A 17,606-nucleotide genomic window follows, 5' to 3' on the forward strand; every position below is an offset into this window, starting at 1 on the left:
AAAGTTTGCCTAGAACTCCTCGGTATCCACCTCGGTACGCGACTGCTGGCTGTAGCGGTTGCCGTGCACGGTGCGCTGGTTGACGTGTTCTTCGAGCGCCGCCATCGTGTCGGGCGAGAGCTTCACGTCCGCGGCCTTCATGTTCTCGGTGAGATGCTCCACCTTCGACGTGCCGGGGATCGGGACGATGTCGGCGCGCTTGTGCAGCAGCCACGCGAGCGCGAGCTGCGCGGGCGTGCAGCCGGCCTCGCGCGCGATCGCCTTGTAGCGCGGCAGCAGCTTCAGGTTCTCGGTGTAGTGGTCCGGCGCGAACCGCGGCATGGCGCGGCGGATGTCGTTGGGCACGAACGCCGTGACGTCATGCACCGCATCGCAGAGGAAGCCGCGCGCCAGCGGGCTGAAGGCGACGAAGGCGGCGCCGATCTCCTTGCATGCATCGAGCACCGCGATCTCGGGGTTGCGCGTCCACAGCGAGTACTCGGTCTGCACGGCCGCGATGGGGTGCACCTTGTGCGCCTTGCGGATGGTGCCGGCGGAGACCTCCGACAGGCCGACGGCCCGCACCTTGCCCTGTTCCACGAGCCGGCTGATCGCGCCGACGCTTTCCTCGATGGGCACCTTCTTGTCCCAGCGGTGCAGGTAGTAGACGTCGATGACGTCCGTCTGCAGGCTGCGCAGGCTGTTCTCGCAGTCGCGCACGATGGCTTCGGGCCGGCCGTCTATCACGCGGCGTGCGACGCCGTCTTCGCCCTTCACGGCCGCCATGCCGCCCTTGCTGGCGAGCGTGATGTTGCGGCGGTGCGGCTTGAGCACACGGCCCACCAGCGGCTCGTTGCTGCCCATGCCGTAGAGGGCGGCGGTGTCGAAGAGGGTGACGCCCGCGTCGAGGGCAGCGAGGATGACCTGCTCCGCCTGCTCGGGCGGCGGCGGGACGCCGTAGGCGTGGTTGAGGTTCATGCAGCCCATGCCGAGGCACGAGACCTCGAAGGGGCCGATTCGTCGTGTTTGCATGCTGCGATTGTCTCGCAGCATGCACCGGGCCGCAGCGTCAGCTGCCGGACGCGCCCGCGAGCCGCGCCTGCGCGCTGCGGCTGCCCATGTTTCCGGCCACCTGCAGCCAGCGGGTGGCCTGCGCCTCGCTGCGCTGGACGCAGGCGCCTTCCTGGTACGCCACGCCGAGGAAGTAGCTCATTTCGACGCGGCCGAACTTGATGCCGCTGTCGGTGACCTTGCCGCTGCGCTTGAGGATCGCCGGCACGTCGCCGCGGCCATCGGCGAAGGCTTCCATTTCCTGCACGGTGCGTGCCAGGAAACGGTCGCGCTGGACGGAAGCCGCGGCCTTGTTCTTCGACACGCTCACCAGCTGGTCGGCCAGGATGGGCAGCATCTCGAAGGGCGTCATGCCGCCCTTGGCCTTGGGCGAATACCAGGCGCGCAGCATCGCCTTGTCCAGCGGCAGCAGGCTGTGCGAGTGAGCGGTGAAGTAGCTCAGCACCGTCTCGCCTTCCGGGTGGCCGCGCACGCCCATGACGTGCATGGCCTCGTGGAAGGCGCAGCGCTGCGCGTCCGAGTCGCGCATCTGGACCAGGGCGGATTCGATGGCCTTCTCGGTGAAGAAATTCAGGCCCGTCTGGCAGGGCTGCATCGGGCTCAACTTGTCGTTGGGCACGACCTCGAAGGTCACGTTGGCGACCTCCGCGGCATCGGCGCGGTCGGTCACGTCGTTTACCTTCACGCCGGCCTCCGCGGCCACGGCGCGGATCGCCTCCAGCGAGTGCTCGCGGTGCGCGGGGGCGTTGGGGCCGATCACGCGCACCTGCAGGTCCTTTTCCCAGCGCACGAGCCGCGTGGCCGTGCCGCTCTGGTGCCAGAGCACTTCCCACATGGTGTTCATGTCCCGGTCGAACGTGTTGGCCGGCGCCCCGAACGCGGGGACGAGGGCGGCAGTGGCGAGCAGGGCAGCGGCGGCGCGCTTGAACATCTGTACGTGACTCCTTGGACAGCTGCGAGTAGGAGCGTTCCTACGCGCAAGCGGGTAGGAGGGCTCCTACGCGCCGGAGTTCAACGTACTTACAAATCAGCGATGTACCTGTTGAAAATTGCTCAGGCCGGCCTTCAGGCCAACTGCTTTTCCAGCTGGTCCAGCACCTCGTAGCACGGCAGTACCTGCCGCACGCTCGCGTTGGGCTCGCGGCCCTCGCGGATGGCCGCCACGAACTCGCGGTCCTGCAGCTCGATGCCGTTCATGGACACGTCCACCTTCGACACGTCGAGCTTCTCTTCCTTGCCGTTGAAGAGGTCGTCGTAGCGCGCAATGTACGTCGCCGTGTCGCCGATGTAGCGGAAGAAGGTGCCCAGCGGCCCTTCGTTGTTGAAGCTCAGCGACAGGGTGCAGATGGCGCCGTTCTCGGCCTTGAGCTGGATGCTCATGTCCATGGCGATGCCGAGCACCGGGTGGATCGGGCCCTGGACCGCGTTGGCTTTGACGACGCGGCTGCCGGTCTGGTACTGGAACAGGTCCACGGTATGCGCGGCGTGGTGCCACAGCAGGTGGTCCGTCCAGCTGCGCGGCTGGCCCAGCGCGTTCATGTTCGTGCGGCGGAAGAAGTACGTCTGCACGTCCATCTGCTGGATGTTGAACTCGCCCGCCTGGATCTTCTTGTGCACGAACTGGTGGCTGGGGTTGAAGCGGCGCGTGTGGCCGCACATGGCGACCAGGCCGGTCTTCTGCTGGGCTTCCACCACGTGGCGGCCGTCGGCGAGGTTGTCGCAAAGCGGGATCTCGACCTGCACGTGCTTGCCGGCGTTGAGGCACGCGATGGCCTGGGTCGCGTGCATCTGCGTCGGCGTGCAGAGGATCACTGCATCGACGTCGGCGCGCTGAAGCGTCTCGTCGAGGTTGGTGGTGGCGTGGCCGATGCCGTATTTCTTGGCCACATCCTGCGTCTTGTCGAGTTCGCGGCCGATCAGCGACGTCACTTCGACACCGTCGATGAGCTTCAAGCCGTCGAGGTGCTTCTGGCCGAAGGCGCCGGCGCCCGCGAGTGCGATGCGGATGTTCTTCATTTATGTGTTCTCCAGGATCAGGTGGCCCACGGCCGTGTTGGACGCGGGCACGTGATAGAAGCGGTGCTTCAGCTCGGGCTTCGCGCCGCCCGCGACGTCAGCCATCGCCCCGCGCGCGATGAGCCACATCACGAGCTCGATGCCCTCGCTGCCGGCTTCCTCCACATATTCCATATGCGGCACCTTGGCCAGCTCTTCGGGTTCGTCGATGAGCCGGTCGAGGAAGCGGTTGTCCCACTCGCGGTTGATCAGGCCCGCGCGTGGGCCCTGCAACTGGTGGCTCATGCCGCCCGTGCCCCAGATCTGCACGTTGAGGTCTTCGTCGAAGCTCTCGATGGCCTTGCGGATGGCCTGGCCCAGCTTGAAGCAGCGCATGCCGCTGGGCACCGGGTACTGCACCACGTTGACGGCGAACGGGATCACCTTGAACGGCCACTGCTTCGGCTCGCCGCACATCAGCGACAGCGGGACGGTCAGGCCGTGGTCCACGTCCATCTTGTTGACGATGGTGAGGTCGAAGTCCTGCTGGATCACCGACTGCGCGATGTGCGCCGCGAGGTCCGGCGCGCCTTCCACGTCGGGCACGGGGCGCGGGCCCCAGCCCTCGTCGGCCACCTTGTAGTGCGCGGCCGTGCCGATCGCAAAGGTCGGGATCATCTCCAGGCTGAACGCCGTCGCGTGGTCGTTGAACACGAGGAACACGACGTCGGGCTTGTTCTCCTGCAGCCACCGGCGCGAGAACTCGTAGCCCGAGAAGACCCTCTGCCAGTACGGCTCCTCGGTCTTCTTCAGGTCCATCGCCGCGCCGATGGCCGGCACGTGCGAGGTGTAGACGGATGCGGTGATGCGTGCCATCGGTTTACTTTCTTCCCCATTTCGGGTCGCGGCCGCCGCCGATCATCATGTTGCGGTATTCCTCTTCGCTCATGCCCGTCATGCTGCCCGCCATCTGCTGGAAGCTCTTGCCGTCGGTCGCGCCGATCTTGGCCAGGAAATAGATGTTGCCGCCGAGCTGGATGCAGCGGTTCAGGTCGCGCGCGAGCACGGCCTGCTTCTGGTCTTCGGTCATCGGCCATTCGTCGAGGTACGCGCGCTCGTCCTTCTTGAAGCGGTCTCGGTTCTCCGCCTTCATCAGCGACATGCAGAACTGGTTGAGCCAGTAGCCCATGCGGCTTTGCTCGGCGTCGAAGATCGTGGTGCCGGGGACGTTCTTGTACGGTTTGTCGAGGGGCATGGTCAGGCTCCCCAGTAAAGGCGCGTCGGGTTGTCCACGAGCAGCTTCTTCTGCAGCTCGGGCGTCGTCGCGATGTGCGGGATGAAGTCCACCAGCAGGCCGTCGTCGGGCATGTGGTTCTTCAGGTTCGGGTGCGGCCAGTCGGTGCCCCACAGAACGCGGTCGGGGAAGGTCTCCACGACCTTGCGCGCGAAGGGCACGACGTCGCGGTAGGCGTTCTGCTCGCCGTTCAATGCGGGCGGCCCGCTGACGGAAAGGCGCTCGGGGCAGCTCACCTTGCTCCACACGTTGGCGTGTTCGCGCATGAACTTGAGGAACAGCTCGAACTCCGGGCCGTCGACCGGCTTCGTCACGTCGGGCCGGCCCATGTGGTCCACCACCACCGTCGTCGGCAACGCGGTGAAGAAGTCCCACAGTTCCGGCAGGTCCACCGCCTCGAAATAGATCACCACGTGCCAGCCGAGCGGCGCGATGCGCGCGGCGATCTCCATCAGCTCGTCCTTCGGCGTGAAGTCGACGAGGCGCTTGACGAAGTTGAAGCGCACGCCGCGCACGCCCGCGGCGTTCATCTCCTGCAGTTCGTTGTCGTTGACGGAGCGCTTCACCGTCACCACGCCGCGCGCCTTGTCGTTGGACGACTTCAGCGCGTCGATCAGCGCGCGGTTGTCGGCGCCGTGGCAGGTGGCCTGCACGATCACGTTCTTGTCGAAGCCGAGGTGGTCGCGCAGGGCGAAGAGTTGCTCCTTGCTGGCGTCGCAAGGGGTGTACTTGCGCTCGGGTGCGAATGGGAACTGCTCGCCGGGGCCGAAGACGTGGCAGTGGGCGTCGACGCTGCCGGGGGGCAGCTTGAACCTGGGCTTGCTTGGTCCCGCATACCAGTCCAGCCAGCCGGGTGTCTTTTCGAATTTCATGGTCAATCGATGTAGCGCAGGCCGGCTTTTTCCAGCGGCTCGCGCATCTTGTACATGTCCAGGCCGAGCGTGCCGGCCGCGAGCTTGTTGCGCTTGTCGCCTTCGTTGGCTTCGCGCGCGGCTGCGGCGTCCAGCGTCTTCTTCGCCATGGCGGCGGGTACGCACACCACGCCGTCGTCATCGGCGACGATCACGTCGCCGGGATGCACCAGTGCCTCGGCGCACACGACCGGAATGTTGACGGAGCCGAGCGTCGCCTTCACGGTGCCCTTCGAGCTGATCGCCTTGCTCCACACCGGGAACTTCATCTCCTCCAGCGTGCGCGTGTCACGCACACCCGCATCGATGACCAAAGCACGGGCGCCGCGAGCCTTGAAAGAAGTGGCCAGCAGGTCACCGAAGTACCCATCGGTGCAGGGCGCCGTCACCGCGGCGACGACGATGTCCCCCGGCTGGATCTGCTCCGCCACCACGTGCATCATCCAGTTGTCCCCCGGCTGCAGCAGCACGGTGACCGCGGTGCCCGACACCGGCTCGCCGCGAAAGATCGGCCGCATGTAGGTGTTCATCAGCCCCACGCGGCCCATGGCCTCGTGCACCGTGGCTGAACCGAATGCGCCCAGGCGGTCCGCGACTTCCGGGTCCGCGCGCTGGATGTTGCGATAGACGACGCCGATCTCGTACATGCTATTTCCCCTGCGATTTCAGTCGCGCATCCAGCCGCGGGTACACGCGCCGCGTGTTGCCTTCGAAGATCGCCTGCTTGTCCTCGGCCGACAGCTGCGTGCTGGCATCGATGTAGCGCTTGGTGTCGTCGTAGTAGTTGCCCGTCTGCGGGTCGATGCCGCGCACCGCGCCGATCATCTCGGAGGCGAACAACACGTTCTTCACCGGGATCACCTTGTTGAGCAGGTCGATGCCCGGCTGGTGGTACACGCAGGTGTCGAAGTACACGTTGTTCATCACGTGCGTGTCCAGCAGCGGCTTCTTCATCTCCTGCGCGAGGCCCCGGTAGCGGCCCCAGTGGTAGGGCACCGCGCCGCCGCCGTGCGGGATGATGAAGCGCAGCTGCGGGAAGTCCTTGAATAAGTCGCCCTGGATCAGCTGCATGAACGCCGTGGTGTCGGCATTGATGTAGTGCGCGCCGGTCGTGTGGAAGCAGGCGTTGCAGGACGTGGAGACGTGGATCATCGCCGGCACGTCGTACTCCACCATCTTCTCGTAGATGGGGTACCAGTGCCTGTCGGTGAGCGGCGGGGAATTCCAGTGGCCGCCGGAAGGATCAGGGTTGAGATTGATGCCGACCGCCCCGTATTCCTCGATGCACTTCTCCATCTCGGGGATGCAGGTCTTCGGGTCCACCCCGGGCGATTGCGGCAGCATCGCCACCGGCACGAAGTTGTCCGGGAACAGTTTCGACACGCGATAGCAGAGCTCATTGCAGATCGCCGCCCACGTGCTGGACACGTTGAAGTCGCCGATGTGGTGCGCCATGAAGCTCGCGCGCGGCGAGAACAGCGTCATGTCGTTGCCGCGCTCCTTCATCAGGCGCAGCTGGTTGTTGGCAATGGATTCGCGCAGCTCGTCGTCGCTGATCTTCAGGTCCGCGACCTTGGGCATCTTCGCCGGGTCCTTGATGCCGGCGACCTGCTGGTTGCGCCAGTCCTCCAGCTGCTTGGGCGCCGTGGTGTAGTGGCCGTGGCAATCGATGATGAGGCTCATGGGTTGTCTTTCTCGAATTCAAGCGGGTTCCATGCCCTGCCGGCGCTTGGCGTCCGCCGCTTCGGGCGATGCCATGAAAGCCAGCAGTTCGCGCACTTCGCCGGGCTGGGGCGACGCGGTGCAGGCCGCGCCGGAAAAAATGGTGGTGATCTGCACCGCATCGGGCATGGGGCCCACGATGTCGATGCCTTGCAGGTGGATCAGCTCGGCCAGCTGCTGGAAGCCCAGCGCCACTTCGCCGCGCGCCACCAGCGTGCCCACCGGCACGCCGGGGGGCGCCTGCACGATGCGGCTTTGCAGTTCTTCGGCGATGCCCCAGCGCTCGAAGAGCTGCATCAGCGCCACGCCGCTCGGGCCCGTCGAATAGCCGATGGTGGGAGCGGCGAGCACGGCTTTCTTCAGGGCGTCTTCGCTGGAGAGATCGGGCTTCGGCGCACCGGCCTTCACGGCGACAGCGACGCCGGAGCGCACCAGGTCCACCTTGCTGCCCGCCACGGCCTTGCCCGCGGCGACCAGCTTGTCGATGGCATCGGAGGCGAGGAACACCACGTCGAACGACTCGCCGGCCTGCACGCGCCTGGCCGCGTCCACGCCGCCGACCGATTCCACGAGCAGCGCGCAGCCCGCCTTCTTCTCATAAGCCGCCGCGAGTTCGGCCAGCACCTGCCGGGTGGCCATGGAGGAGATGCCGCGCAGCACGGTTGTCATGCCGGGGATTGTGGTCAGGCCCCCACGCTGCCAGAAGACCGCGCTGCCTCTAGCAGCTATAGCAATTCAGCATAATCCGGGCGCAGGTATAGCAATGGACCTCAAGCAGCTTGAATATTTCGTACGCGTGGCGGAGCTCGGCAGTTTCACGCGTGCGGCCCTGGAACTGGACGTGGCCCAGCCCGCCCTGAGCCGCCAGGTGCGCCTGCTGGAGGTGGAGTTGCGCCAGACGCTGCTCGTGCGCAACGGCCGCGGCGCTATCCCCACCGAGGCGGGCAAGGTGCTGCTGGACCATGGCCGGGGCATCCTGCACCAGGTGCAGCGCGCGCGCGACGACCTCGGCCGCCTGCGCGGCGGCATCTCCGGCCGCGTGGCCGTGGGCCTGCCCAGCAGCGTGGCGCGCGTGCTGGCCGTGCCGCTGACCCGGGCCTTTCGCGAGCAGATGCCCGATGCGCGCCTCTCCATCAGCGAGGGCATGTCGGGCAGCCTGCAGGAGAGCCTGGTGAGCGGCCGCATGGACATCGTGGTGCTGTACAACGCGCAGCCTTCGCGCGAGATGGACATCACGCCGCTGATCGATGAGGACCTGCTTCTCGTTCGTGCGCGCCCGCGCGGGTTGCACGAGGACCCGCCGCCCGGGCCCGTGACCCTGCAGGAGCTGGCGCAGGTCCCGCTCGTGATCCCTGCGCGGCCCAACGCGATCCGCATGCATCTCGAATCCGCTCTCGCCGACGCGGGCCTCAAACCCAACGTGGCGCTGGAGATCGAGGGCGTGTCGGCCATCCTCGACCTCGTTCTCGACGGCGCCGGCGCCGCGATCCTCTCGCGCAACGCGCTCCTCAACTCGCCGCGCCCTTCGGCCTACACCGCGCAGCAGATCGGCGAGCCGCCGCTGCGCATCCCGCTGTCGCTGGCCACAAGCCTGCAGCGGCCGGCCACGCCGGTGCAGAAGGCGGCGCTGGAATTGATCCAAAAGATAACCCCCACGGTGGTGGCTCGGGGTTGACCCTCTGTTCGTGCCGGGTTGGTGTGCCAACACTTGCCCGCACAAGGAGACAACCCCCGATGAAGTTCCTCAAGTCGCTCATCCTCGCAGCCGCGGCAGGCCTCGCCCTCGCCGCATCAGCCCAGAACATCTCCATCGCCACAGGCGGCACGGGCGGGGTGTACTACCCGCTCGGCGGCGGCCTCGCGGCGGCCCTGTCCAAGTACGTGTCCGGCATGCAGGCCACGGCCGAAGTCACCGGCGGCTCGGTGGACAACCTCAAGCTGGTCGACAGCGGCAAGCCCTACGTGGCCTTCTCGATGGCCGACGCGGCGCAGGACGCATTGCGCGGCGAGGACAAGTTCAAGAGCCACAAGGTGCCGCTCAAGACGCTGGCCGTGCTGTACCCCAACCGCATGCACGTGGTGTCGGTCGAGGGCAAGGGCATCAACAAGTTCGCCGACCTCAAGGGCAAGCGTGTGTCCACCGGCTCGCCCGGCAGCGCCACCGAGGTGATGGCCTTCCGCCTGATCGAGGCGGCCGGCATGGACAAGGACAAGGACATGAAGCGCGAGCGCCTGGGCGTCGCCGAGTCCGTCAACGCCATCAAGGACGGCAAGATTGACGCGTTCTTCTGGGTGGGCGGCCTGCCCACCGCGTCCGTGCAGGACCTGGCCAGCACGCCGGGCACGAAGATCAGGATGATCGACCACGCCGACCTGGTCGCGGCGATGAACAAGAAGTACGGCAACCTCTATATCGAGGACACGATCCCGAAGAGCGTGTACGCCGGCATGACGGTGGACAACAAGCAGGCCACCGTGATGAACATCCTCGTCGCGCACGAGAGCATGAGCGAGAAGACGGCCTACGACATCGTCAAGACCATCTTCGAGAAGAAGGCGGACCTGGTGGCGGTGCACAAGGAGGCCGAGAACTTCAAGCTGGAGAACCAGAAGGCCAACGCCACGCCGGTGCCGTTCCATGCGGGCGCGCTGAAGTACTTCGCTGAAAAAGGCATCAAGGTCAACTAAGTGGATCTCGCCAAGGCCGAAGAATTCATCGAGCAGGAGGAGGGCGCGGCGAACAAGTTTCGCGGCGCCATCGCCGTCTTCATCACGCTGGCCGCCGTGGCGATGTCGGCGTTCCACCTCTACACGGCCTACGCCATCGTCCCCACGCAGACGCTGCGGTACATCCACGTGGCGTTCGTGCTGTTCCTCTGCTTCCTCGTCTTCCCCATCGCGCAGCGCTACCGCCACCGCATCATGTGGTGGGATTGGGTCGCCGCGCTGCTCGCCGTCGCCATTGCCGCGTACGCCATCTACGGCGGCGACGACTTCACCGACCGCAACACCTCGCCCGAGAAGTGGGACGTGGTGTTCGGCATCGCGCTCATCGTGCTCGTGATGGAGGCGATGCGCCGCACCAACGGGTGGATCATGCCGGTGATCACCGGCGCGTTCATCGTCTACGCGCTCGCCGGCCCGTGGCTGCCCGCGCCGTGGACGCACAAGGGCTACGAGATCCCGCGCCTCGTCGGCGTGATGTACATGACGCTGGAGGGCATCTTCGGCCCGGCGGTGGACGTGTCGTCCTCGCTCATCATCCTGTTCACCATTTTCGGTGCCTTCCTGCAGTACTCGCAGGCGGGCAAGTTCTACATCGACTTCTCGTTCTCCGCGATGGGTGGCAAGCCGACCGGTGCGGGGCGCACAGTGGTGCTGGCGTCCTTCCTGCTCGGTGGCCCGTCGGGCTCGGGCGTGGCGACGACGGTGACGCTGGGTTCGGTCGCGTACCCGATGCTCGCGAAGGTGGGCTACGAGAAGAACGCCGCCGGCGGCCTGCTTGCCGCGGGCGGCCTCGGCGCCATCATCTCGCCGCCCGTGCTCGGTGCCGCGGCCTTCCTGATCGCCGAGTTCCTGAAGATCTCGTACATCGACGTGCTGTTGATGGCGACGATCCCCACGCTGCTTTTCTATTTCGCGCTGTTCCTGATGGTGGAGATCGACGCGCGCAAGTTCGGCATGGGCAACGTGGTCTTCGAGAAGGTGGAAGGCGTGTGGTCGCTCACGCGCAAGTACTGGTTCCACTTCCTGTCGCTGGTCTCCATCGTCGTCTTCATGATGTGGGGTTTCTCGCCGGTGCTGTCGGTGTTCTGGGCGACGGTGGTGTCGCTCGTCACGAGCCTGCTGCGGCGCGACACCACGCTCATCCCGTACGACCTGTTCACTGCGCCCGGCCCGATGTGGCGCAAGCTGCTGGACATGCCGTTCACGAAAGCCATGGAGGGCGGCTCCATCGGCATGCTGAACGTGGGCGCCACCTGCGCCGGCGCCGGCATCATCGTGGGCGTGGTCACGCTCACGGGCCTGGGGCTGAAGTTCAGCACCATCGTGATCGACTATGCGGGCGGCTCGCTGCTGCTCACCGCGATCTTCACGTCGCTGGTCGTGTGGATCGTCGGGCTGGCGGTGCCCGTGACGGCCTCGTACATCATCTGCGCCGTGATCGCGGCCCCCGCGCTCATCAAGCTGGGCGTGCCGGGGTTCGCGGCGCACATGTTCATCTTCTATTACGCGGTGCTGTCCGAGGTGTCGCCGCCGACGGCCCTGTCGCCCTTCGCGGCGGCGGCCATCACCGGCGGCGACCCGTACAAGACGACAATGCAGTGCTGGAAGTACACCGTGCCGGCCTTCCTCGTGCCCTTCATGTTCGTGCTGGACACGAGCGGGCAGGGGCTGCTGCTCATGGGCTCGGCCAAGGCACTGGCGGCGGCGAACTGGTGGTCCATCGCCGAAGTGACGATCACCGCCGCCATCGGCATCGCGTCGCTCGCGGCGGGCTTCCAGGGCTGGGCGCTGCGCAAGACGACGCCGACCGAACGCGTGCTGTTCATTGCCGCGGGCTTCGCGCTTGTGTACCCCACCTTGCTTGCCGACCTCGTCGGCATCACACTGGCGGTGGTTGCGGTGGCCATGCAGTACCTGCGGCGGGCCGCCGTGGACGCACCGTTACCCAGCAAGGAGACCTGATGTACCCAGGCGCCATCGCACGGCAGTCCCCGGACCGTCTCGCCGTGGTGATGGCCGGCACGGGCATCGGCATCACGTACGCGGAGCTGGACGCGCGCAGCAACCAGCTCGCGCACCACCTGCGCGCGCAGGGCTTGGCGCGCGGCGACCACTTCTCCATCTTCATGGAGAACTGCATCGAGTTCGTCGAGGGCTGCGCGGCGGGCGAGCGCTCCGGGCTCTATTACACCTGCATCAACTCCTACCTGACGGCGGGCGAGCTTGCCTACATCCTGAACAACAGCATGTCGCGGGTGCTTGTCACGACGGCCGCGAAGTTCGAGGTGGCGCGGGCCGCTTTGCCCGAGTGCCAGCGCATCACGGAGTGCGTCGTGGTGGGTGGCGCGGGCGAGGTCACGCAGGTGGGCGAGTGCAAGGTTCGCGGCTACGAAGAGACGCTGCGCGACTACCCTTCGGCGCCCGTGGCCGACGAGTCGCTCGGCGGCGCGATGCTGTACTCGTCGGGCACCACGGGCCGGCCCAAGGGCGTGCTGCGCCCCATGCCCGACCAGCCGCCCGAGCAGGCGCACCCGCTGTCGCTGTTCCTCGCCAAGCTGTGGCGTGCCGAGGACGGCATGCGCTACCTCTCGCCCGCGCCGCTGTACCACGCCGCACCGGTGGCCAACGTCGGCGTCGCGATCCGCGCCGGCGGCACGGTGGTGGTGATGGAACGCTTCGAAGCCGAGGACTACCTGCGCCTCGTGGAGCGCTACCGCATCACGCACACGCAGCTGGTGCCCACGATGTTCTCGCGCATGCTCAAGCTGCCGCTGGCGATGCGCCACGCGTACGACCTGTCGTCGCTGAAGATCGCTGTGCACGCCGCCGCGCCTTGCCCCGTGCCGGTGAAGGAGCAGATGATCCAGTGGTGGGGCCCGATCATCCACGAGTACTACGGCGCCACCGAAGGCCTGGGCTTCACCGCCTGCGACAGCCAGGAGTGGCTCGCGCACAAGGGCACGGTGGGCCGCGTGCTGCTGGGCGACATGCACATCCTCGACGCGGCCATGCAGCCGGTGCCCAAGGGCGAGCCCGGACAGATCTGGTTCAAGCCGGCGAACGTGTTCGAGTACTTCAACGACCCCGAGCGCACGAAGGCCGCGTTCTCGCCCGACGGCGTGCTCACGACCGTGGGCGACGTGGGTTACGTCGAGGACGGTTTCCTGTACCTCACCGACCGCGCGAGCTTCATGATCATCTCCGGCGGCGTCAACATCTACCCGCAGGAAACCGAGAACCTGCTCATCACGCACCCCAAGGTGGGCGACGCGGCGGTGTTCGGCATCCCAGACGACGACCTCGGCGAGCAGGTGAAGGCGGTGGTCGAACCCCTGGCCGGCGTGCAGTTCGGCCCTGCGCTGGAGCGCGAGCTGATGGACTTCTGCCACGCCAACCTCGCCCGCCACAAGTGCCCGAAGTCGATCGACTTCACCGAGCAGCTGCCGCGGCTGCCCACGGGCAAGCTTTACAAGACGAAGCTGCGCGAGCCTTATTGGGCGGGCCGCGGCTCCCGCATCGTGTGAGCTAGATGTGAAGTGTCAAGAGGTTGTTTCTTGACTTGCTGAGCCGAGACATGGGTGCAGCGCCACCGATTCCCTGATGAGGGCGGTGCCAGTTGTAATGGTGATTCCAGTGATCCAGAGCGGCCGAGCGCTCGCTGGAGTGCTGGTACGTGAACCCGTAGGCCCATTCACGCAAGGCGGACTGGATGAATCGCTCGGCCTTGCCATTGGTCTGCGGCCGGTAGGCACGAGTGAACTTGTGGCGGATCCCCAGCTCGGCGCAGGTCTGGGCAAACTGCTTGGAGCGGAAGGGCGAGCCGTTGTCGGTCAGCACGCGCCGAACCGTCACGCCCAGGCTTGCGAAGTAGGCCACGGCGTTGCGAAGGAACTGAACGGCCTGCGGCCACTTCTCGTCCGGGTGCATGTCGGTGAAGGCGATGCGTGCGTGGTCGTCCACGGCCACGAACAGCATTTCCCAGCCCGCGCCTTCCACGCTGTCGCGGCGATCGCCGGTGACGCGGTGCGAGGGCCGCTCGATGCGGCCGAGCCGTTTGGTGTCGATGTGAAGCATGTCCCCAGGGGCCTCGTGCTCGTAACGCACGACCGGCTCGGCCGGCTGCAGATCGGCCAGGTGCGATAGCCCGGCGCGGGCCAAAATCCGCGAGACCGTGCTCCTGGAGACGCCCACGGCGATCGCGATACGAGCCTGAGTCAGTCGCTTGTGGCGCAGCTCCACGATCGCCAAGGCCTTGGCCGGCCCGATCGCTCGAGGCGACACCGTCGGTCGGCTCGAAGCGTCGACCAGCCCCGACTCGCCCACTGCCAGGAAGCGGCCAAGCCACTTTCGAGCGGTGGGGGCAGTCACCCCGTGCAACGCAGCAGCCTCGCAGACGCTCAGGCCGCGCAGCGTGATGTCCTGGACCATTTCAATGCGACGAGCCAAGCTCAGTCTGGCATTCTTATGAATGTTCATCTGGTTGAGTTCCTCTGAGAGGTTTGGGTGTTTGGCGATTCCCAGTCTCTCAAACTCAACTCAGATGAACAGATACAACCTATTGGACCTTCACAGCTAGAACGCCACCACGGAGCCTTCCAGCGGCATCGGCATCGACACGAGATCGCGCCTGTACATGGCGCCGTGCAGCTCGATCGCCGCTGCGGCTGCCTCGGGGTCGATGCCGCGCAGCACCGCGGCGAACTCACGCGCGCTCGAGAAGCGATGCACCGGGTCGCGCGACAGCGCACGCGCCAGCACCTTGCCGATGGGGCTGGTGAACAGCCCGGGCGGCAGGCGCAGCTGGCCGCGCAAGTGGGCGTTCATCACGTCGAACACCGGCCCGCCCGCGACCATCGCCCAACCGAAAAGAGACTCGGCCAGCACCAGCGCCATCTGGTAGACGTCGGACGCCGGCGTGGCCTCGCCATCGACGATGTACTCGGGCGCCGCATAGCGCGGCGTGCACGCGAAAGCGCCGGTCTGCGTGATGGACGCGCGCTGCGTGTGCCGCGCGATGCCGAAGTCCGTCACGCGCAGGCGCGGCCGCTCGGGCGACTTGCGGTCGAGGAACAGGTTGGCCGGCTTGATGTCCTTGTGCACGATGCCGCTGCGATGCACTTCGTCCAGGCCGTCCAGCGCCTCGCAGAACAGCGGCAGGATCCAGCCCGGCTCCACCCGGCCGCGGCGGTGCAGCACGCCGGCGAGGTCCTCGCCGACCAGCAGCTCCATCACGATGAAGAGCCGCCGGCTCTCCACCGCGATGCCGAAGTCCGCGATGGGCACGAGGTTGGGGTGCGATACGCGCGCAGCCGCCAGCAGCTCCTGCATCACGCGGCGGTCCATCGCGGTGCCTTCGAGCGGCTCGCGCAGCAGCTTCACCGCAACCGTCTCGCCGGTTTCCAGGTCGTCGGCCGCCACCACGTCTGCCATGCCGCCCGCGCCCAGCAGGCAGCGCACGCGGTACCTGTGCGCGATCACCGCGCCGGTTTCGGTCGGGTCCATGGCGTCAGCGCAGCATCTTGGCGGCCACCACGACGGCCGCGACGGTGAGGACGGCGAGCATCGCCACGGCGGTGGCGAGCAGCGGCTTCGACGAGGAGTCGCTGCGCTCGCGCGGTGCGGGTGCGGGTGCGGGTGCGGGCACGGCCTGCGCCATCGCCTGCACGATGGCGGCGCGCACTTCGGCGGCGATCAGCTGCGGCAGTGCCTGCAGGCGGCCTTCGAGGCGGGCCTGTGCCTGCACCTGCGCCTCCACCTGCTGCTGCACGAGTTCGAGCAGCGCACCGACGTCGCGGCGCAGCGTCGCGTCGGCGACCGGCGCAGGACGCATCGCGGCCGAAGGCATCGCCGGCATCGAACCTGAGGGCATCGACAGGGCGGGGCGGCCATCGAGCTGCACCGTGCGGTCTTCCGAGCTGGGCCTGGCGTTGGCGGCGGCAGGCTTCGACGTCTGCGCATGGAGGTCGAGCAGGCTCGCCTTCGGCGTGGGGAAGGCACCGTTCGGTTGCGTGTGGTACACGGAGAACGACAGCCCCGAGCCCGGCACGGCCGCCTGGCCCAGCGCGTTGAAAACCTGCTTCGGGTCCTCGCTGCCGGGCATGCGCGCGTCAAGCACCTGGCCGGCCTTGAGCAGCACTTCGCTGTGCACGGTGTCCGCGCGGTTCACGCGGAAACGCAGGCATTGGCGGCTCATGCCGAGCACCTGCACCACGTCGTCGAAAGCGCATTCGTCGAAGCTGCCCGCCATGACCTGCACGTCGTTCGTGCCGAAGGCGAAGGGCGTGAAGGTCGTGCTCATCGCGCACCCTCCTTCGCGGCTTGCCGGGCGCCCATCATCATGGTGGACGACATCACCGTGTACAGCTTGCTCCATGCGGCGCGCGTTTCCTTCGTGAACGCCTGGCCCAGGCCCATGTCGAGCGCCCAGATCAGCGCCTCGCCGACCGTGGCGTAGCCTTCCTGCGGCACCTTGTAGAGCATGGCGTGGCGGCGGCCGAGCGCCAGCACCACCAGCACCAGGTCGTCGTCGGTGGCGACGTCCTGCGCCCATGCCTCGTCGGGCCAGTCGCACGCCTTCACGGCGAAACCCAGCATGCCCATCAGCTTGCGCTTCTGGCCGCTCATGTCGTCGGGGAAGAGCGCGCGGTAGGCGGGCTGCAGCTCGAACAGTCGGCGGTAGAACAGGTCGGCGGCGGTGTCGATCACCGGCACCACCAGCTTCCACGATTCGCGCAGCAGGCGCTTTTCGTCGGTTGAGAACATGGACCCTCCGGACTCCGTTTTTGCGGTGCCGGAATAATGGAGGGCGGCCGTATCCCCCTTGCTGCGCGTGTGCAGCGGGGTTGAACCGGTTCGTATCCAGCTTGTATCAGCCGTATTCGCGGCGCAGCAGCTGCGCGGCTTCGACCATCGCCTTCAGCTTGCCCTGCGCAACCTCGCGCGGCAGGTACTTCATGCCGCAGTCCGGCGCCAGGATCACCTGCTCGGGCTTGATGTGCTTGAGCGCCTTGCGGATGCGGCCGGCCACGACGTCCGGCGTCTCCACGTTCATGTCGTTCAGGTCGATGCAGCCAACCATCACCTGCTTGTCGCCGAGCTCGGCGAGCACGCTCGTGTCGAGTTTGGACTGCGCCGTCTCCACCGACACCTGCTTGCACTTGCAGCCGCGCATTTCCGGCAGGAAGGAGTAGCCGCTCGGGCGCACGTGGATGATGGCGGCGTAGCCGAAGCAGATGTGCACGGCGGTCGTGCCCTGCACGCCTTCGAGTGCGCGGTTGAGGGCGGCCAGGCCGTACTGGCGGGCCTTCTCCGGGCGAGCCTGCATGTAGGGTTCGTCGATCTGCACCACGTCCGCTCCCGCGGCGAACAGGTCCTTTATCTCGGCGTTGACGGCATCGGCGTAGTCCTGTGCGGCTTCTTCCTCGCTCTTGTAGAAGTCGTTCTGCGCCTGCTGCAGCATGGTGAACGGGCCGGGCACCGTGATCTTGGTCTTGCGCGTGGTGTTCTTCTTCAGGAACTGCAGGTCGCCCACTTCCACCGCATGCTTGCGGCGGATCTTGCCGACGATGCGCGGCACGGGGTTGGGGTGGCCCGAGCGATCGAGGGCGGTGCCGGGGTTGTCGAGGTCCACGCCATCGAGCGCAGTGGCGAAGCGGTTGGAGTAGCTCTCGCGGCGAATCTCGCCGTCGGAGACGATGTCCAGCCCTGCTTCTTCCTGGAAGCGGATGGCCAGCAGCGTCGCGTCGTCCTGCGCCTGTGAGAGGTACGGCTCCTGCAGCCGCCACAGCTCCTTGGCGCGCACGCGCGGCGGAAAGCGGCCGGCCAGCTTGGCGCGGTCGATCAGCCATTCGGGCTGCGGGAAGCTGCCGACGATGGTGGTGGGGAAGAGCATGATCGTCTCCTGGGTT

General features: G+C 66.8%; 18 protein-coding genes. 4 read left to right on the forward strand and 14 right to left on the reverse strand.

What is annotated here, in order from left to right:
* Nucleotides 1-9 precede the first annotated feature (9 nt).
* From H8R02_RS25915 to H8R02_RS25955, 9 genes are all read right to left on the reverse strand, one after another.
* On the reverse strand, nt 10-1,011 hold the full coding sequence (locus H8R02_RS25915) for an aldo/keto reductase (protein ID WP_187084408.1): 1,002 nt from the start codon (nt 1,009-1,011) through the stop codon (nt 10-12).
* 37 nt (nt 1,012-1,048) lie between these two features.
* Nucleotides 1,049-1,981, reverse strand: a complete 933-nt coding sequence (locus tag H8R02_RS25920; protein WP_187084409.1) for a hypothetical protein — start codon at nt 1,979-1,981, stop codon at nt 1,049-1,051.
* A 134-nt stretch (nt 1,982-2,115) separates the two neighbouring features.
* Nucleotides 2,116-3,066, reverse strand: coding sequence for a Gfo/Idh/MocA family oxidoreductase (locus tag H8R02_RS25925; RefSeq protein WP_187084410.1), 951 nt, complete (start codon nt 3,064-3,066; stop codon nt 2,116-2,118).
* On the reverse strand, nt 3,067-3,921 hold the full coding sequence (locus tag H8R02_RS25930) for a class III extradiol dioxygenase subunit beta (RefSeq protein WP_187084411.1): 855 nt from the start codon (nt 3,919-3,921) through the stop codon (nt 3,067-3,069).
* Between the two features lie 4 nt (nt 3,922-3,925).
* A complete protein-coding gene (ligA, locus tag H8R02_RS25935) occupies nt 3,926-4,300 on the reverse strand; it encodes a protocatechuate 4,5-dioxygenase subunit alpha (RefSeq protein ID WP_187084412.1) in 375 nt (124 codons plus the stop codon).
* 2 nt (nt 4,301-4,302) lie between these two features.
* Nucleotides 4,303-5,211, reverse strand: a complete 909-nt coding sequence (locus tag H8R02_RS25940; protein WP_187084413.1) for an amidohydrolase family protein — start codon at nt 5,209-5,211, stop codon at nt 4,303-4,305.
* A 2-nt stretch (nt 5,212-5,213) separates the two neighbouring features.
* Nucleotides 5,214-5,897, reverse strand: coding sequence for a 4-carboxy-4-hydroxy-2-oxoadipate aldolase/oxaloacetate decarboxylase (ligK, locus tag H8R02_RS25945; protein ID WP_187084414.1), 684 nt, complete (start codon nt 5,895-5,897; stop codon nt 5,214-5,216).
* 1 nt (nt 5,898) lies between these two features.
* Nucleotides 5,899-6,933 (reverse strand): amidohydrolase family protein, encoded by a 1,035-nt coding sequence (locus tag H8R02_RS25950; RefSeq protein WP_187084415.1) that lies wholly within the window; start codon nt 6,931-6,933, stop codon nt 5,899-5,901.
* Between the two features lie 18 nt (nt 6,934-6,951).
* Nucleotides 6,952-7,641, reverse strand: a complete 690-nt coding sequence (locus H8R02_RS25955) for a substrate-binding domain-containing protein (protein ID WP_187084416.1) — start codon at nt 7,639-7,641, stop codon at nt 6,952-6,954.
* A 94-nt stretch (nt 7,642-7,735) separates the two neighbouring features.
* Between H8R02_RS25955 and H8R02_RS25960 the strand changes: the two genes are divergently transcribed.
* The 4 genes from H8R02_RS25960 to H8R02_RS25975 are packed head-to-tail and all read left to right on the forward strand — an operon-like array spanning nt 7,736 to nt 13,223.
* Nucleotides 7,736-8,647, forward strand: a complete 912-nt coding sequence (locus tag H8R02_RS25960; RefSeq protein WP_187084417.1) for a LysR substrate-binding domain-containing protein — start codon at nt 7,736-7,738, stop codon at nt 8,645-8,647.
* Between the two features lie 59 nt (nt 8,648-8,706).
* Nucleotides 8,707-9,660 (forward strand): TAXI family TRAP transporter solute-binding subunit, encoded by a 954-nt coding sequence (locus H8R02_RS25965; RefSeq protein ID WP_187084418.1) that lies wholly within the window; start codon nt 8,707-8,709, stop codon nt 9,658-9,660.
* A complete protein-coding gene (locus H8R02_RS25970; protein ID WP_187084419.1) occupies nt 9,661-11,661 on the forward strand; it encodes a TRAP transporter permease in 2,001 nt (666 codons plus the stop codon).
* Nucleotides 11,661-13,223, forward strand: coding sequence for an AMP-binding protein (locus H8R02_RS25975; protein ID WP_187084420.1), 1,563 nt, complete (start codon nt 11,661-11,663; stop codon nt 13,221-13,223). The genes H8R02_RS25970 and H8R02_RS25975 overlap by 1 nt, the downstream gene beginning before the upstream one ends.
* A 1-nt stretch (nt 13,224) precedes the next feature.
* Here H8R02_RS25975 and H8R02_RS25980 read toward each other — a convergent pair whose 3' ends face one another.
* The 5 genes from H8R02_RS25980 to H8R02_RS26000 all read right to left on the reverse strand — a co-directional run bounded on the left by H8R02_RS25980 (nt 13,225) and on the right by H8R02_RS26000 (nt 17,590).
* The gene (locus H8R02_RS25980; protein WP_187084421.1) at nt 13,225-14,175 is read right to left on the reverse strand and encodes an IS481 family transposase; all 951 of its coding nucleotides are present in this window, start codon (nt 14,173-14,175) and stop codon (nt 13,225-13,227) included.
* 96 nt (nt 14,176-14,271) lie between these two features.
* The gene (locus H8R02_RS25985; protein ID WP_187084422.1) at nt 14,272-15,201 is read right to left on the reverse strand and encodes a serine/threonine-protein kinase; all 930 of its coding nucleotides are present in this window, start codon (nt 15,199-15,201) and stop codon (nt 14,272-14,274) included.
* 4 nt (nt 15,202-15,205) lie between these two features.
* Complete coding sequence (locus H8R02_RS25990) at nt 15,206-15,997, reverse strand: hypothetical protein (protein ID WP_187084423.1); 792 nt, start codon at nt 15,995-15,997, stop codon at nt 15,206-15,208.
* Nucleotides 15,994-16,461 (reverse strand): globin domain-containing protein, encoded by a 468-nt coding sequence (locus H8R02_RS25995; RefSeq protein ID WP_187084424.1) that lies wholly within the window; start codon nt 16,459-16,461, stop codon nt 15,994-15,996. Before H8R02_RS25995 ends, H8R02_RS25990 begins: the two co-directional genes overlap by 4 nt.
* A 106-nt stretch (nt 16,462-16,567) precedes the next feature.
* The gene (locus H8R02_RS26000; RefSeq protein WP_187084425.1) at nt 16,568-17,590 is read right to left on the reverse strand and encodes a uroporphyrinogen decarboxylase family protein; all 1,023 of its coding nucleotides are present in this window, start codon (nt 17,588-17,590) and stop codon (nt 16,568-16,570) included.
* Nucleotides 17,591-17,606 lie beyond the last annotated feature (16 nt).

It is taken from the genome of Ramlibacter albus, from assembly GCF_014297445.1.
GTDB classification, from domain to species: domain Bacteria; phylum Pseudomonadota; class Gammaproteobacteria; order Burkholderiales; family Burkholderiaceae_C; genus Ramlibacter; species Ramlibacter albus.

What these genes read in the sequence shown, in the direction of transcription:
- H8R02_RS25930 (WP_187084411.1), bottom strand. Translation starts at nt 3,921, where the DNA reads ATGGCACGCATCACCGCATCCGTCTACACCTCGCACGTGCCGGCCATC.
- H8R02_RS25975 (WP_187084420.1), top strand. Translation starts at nt 11,661, where the DNA reads ATGTACCCAGGCGCCATCGCACGGCAGTCCCCGGACCGTCTCGCCGTG.
- H8R02_RS26000 (WP_187084425.1), bottom strand. Translation starts at nt 17,590, where the DNA reads ATGCTCTTCCCCACCACCATCGTCGGCAGCTTCCCGCAGCCCGAATGG.
- H8R02_RS25920 (WP_187084409.1), bottom strand. Translation starts at nt 1,981, where the DNA reads ATGTTCAAGCGCGCCGCCGCTGCCCTGCTCGCCACTGCCGCCCTCGTC.
- H8R02_RS25965 (WP_187084418.1), top strand. Translation starts at nt 8,707, where the DNA reads ATGAAGTTCCTCAAGTCGCTCATCCTCGCAGCCGCGGCAGGCCTCGCC.
- ligK (WP_187084414.1), bottom strand. Translation starts at nt 5,897, where the DNA reads ATGTACGAGATCGGCGTCGTCTATCGCAACATCCAGCGCGCGGACCCG.
- H8R02_RS25960 (WP_187084417.1), top strand. Translation starts at nt 7,736, where the DNA reads ATGGACCTCAAGCAGCTTGAATATTTCGTACGCGTGGCGGAGCTCGGC.
- H8R02_RS25955 (WP_187084416.1), bottom strand. Translation starts at nt 7,641, where the DNA reads ATGACAACCGTGCTGCGCGGCATCTCCTCCATGGCCACCCGGCAGGTG.
- ligA (WP_187084412.1), bottom strand. Translation starts at nt 4,300, where the DNA reads ATGCCCCTCGACAAACCGTACAAGAACGTCCCCGGCACCACGATCTTC.
- H8R02_RS25950 (WP_187084415.1), bottom strand. Translation starts at nt 6,933, where the DNA reads ATGAGCCTCATCATCGATTGCCACGGCCACTACACCACGGCGCCCAAG.
- H8R02_RS25925 (WP_187084410.1), bottom strand. Translation starts at nt 3,066, where the DNA reads ATGAAGAACATCCGCATCGCACTCGCGGGCGCCGGCGCCTTCGGCCAG.
- H8R02_RS25985 (WP_187084422.1), bottom strand. Translation starts at nt 15,201, where the DNA reads ATGGACCCGACCGAAACCGGCGCGGTGATCGCGCACAGGTACCGCGTG.
- H8R02_RS25915 (WP_187084408.1), bottom strand. Translation starts at nt 1,011, where the DNA reads ATGCAAACACGACGAATCGGCCCCTTCGAGGTCTCGTGCCTCGGCATG.
- H8R02_RS25980 (WP_187084421.1), bottom strand. Translation starts at nt 14,175, where the DNA reads ATGAACATTCATAAGAATGCCAGACTGAGCTTGGCTCGTCGCATTGAA.
- H8R02_RS25995 (WP_187084424.1), bottom strand. Translation starts at nt 16,461, where the DNA reads ATGTTCTCAACCGACGAAAAGCGCCTGCTGCGCGAATCGTGGAAGCTG.
- H8R02_RS25990 (WP_187084423.1), bottom strand. Translation starts at nt 15,997, where the DNA reads ATGAGCACGACCTTCACGCCCTTCGCCTTCGGCACGAACGACGTGCAG.
- H8R02_RS25940 (WP_187084413.1), bottom strand. Translation starts at nt 5,211, where the DNA reads ATGAAATTCGAAAAGACACCCGGCTGGCTGGACTGGTATGCGGGACCA.